The 981-nt window shown below is 69.1% G+C and carries 1 protein-coding gene; it reads left to right on the top strand.

Translation table 11 applies throughout. The annotated features are described in order from the left end of the window. Positions 1 to 981: AAA family ATPase (locus tag WH85_RS46140; RefSeq protein WP_157411670.1), on the top strand; the 981-nt coding region annotated here is incomplete at both ends.

The following is a 981-nucleotide window of genomic DNA, read 5'->3' as shown; positions in this document are numbered from 1 at the left end:
GCCCTGCAGCTCGGCCACAACTACATCGGCACGGAGCACATCCTGCTCGGCCTGATCCGTGAGGGCGAGGGCGTCGCCGCCCAGGTGCTGGTCAAGCTCGGCGCCGACCTCAACCGGGTCCGCCAGCAGGTCATCCAGCTCCTCTCCGGATACCAGGGCAAGGAGCCGGCCGCGGCCGGCACCGCCACCGGCGAGGCCGCTCCGTCCACGTCGCTGGTTCTCGACCAGTTCGGACGCAACCTGACGCAGGCCGCCCGCGAGGGCAAGCTCGACCCGGTCATCGGCCGGGAGAAGGAAATCGAGCGGGTCATGCAGGTGCTGTCCCGGCGCACCAAGAACAACCCCGTGCTCATCGGTGAGCCGGGCGTCGGCAAGACCGCCGTCGTCGAGGGTCTGGCGCAGTCCATCATCAAGGGCGAGGTGCCCGAGACGCTGAAGGACAAGCAGCTCTACACCCTGGACCTGGGCGCGCTGGTCGCCGGCTCCCGTTACCGCGGTGACTTCGAGGAGCGCCTGAAGAAGGTGCTCAAGGAGATCCGCACCCGCGGCGACATCATCCTGTTCATCGACGAGATCCACACCCTGGTCGGTGCGGGTGCCGCCGAGGGCGCGATCGACGCCGCCTCCATCCTCAAGCCGATGCTGGCCCGCGGTGAGCTGCAGACCATCGGTGCCACCACCCTGGACGAGTACCGCAAGCACCTGGAGAAGGACGCGGCCCTCGAGCGCCGCTTCCAGCCGATCCAGGTCGGCGAGCCGTCTCTGGCGCACACCATCGAGATCCTCAAGGGCCTGCGCGACCGTTACGAGGCCCACCACCGGATCAGCATCACCGACGCGGCGCTGGTCGCGGCCGCGACGCTCGCCGACCGGTACATCTCGGACCGGTTCCTGCCGGACAAGGCGATCGACCTGATCGACGAGGCCGGGGCGAGGATGCGGATCCGCCGGATGACCGCGCCGCCGGACCTTCGTGACTTC

This window comes from Actinoplanes rectilineatus (genome assembly GCF_000962825.1).
Taxonomy (GTDB): Bacteria; Actinomycetota; Actinomycetes; order Mycobacteriales; family Micromonosporaceae; genus Actinoplanes; species Actinoplanes rectilineatus.
The sequence above is the reverse complement of the archived record's forward strand: the minus strand, read 5'-3'. Positions and strand labels throughout refer to the sequence as shown.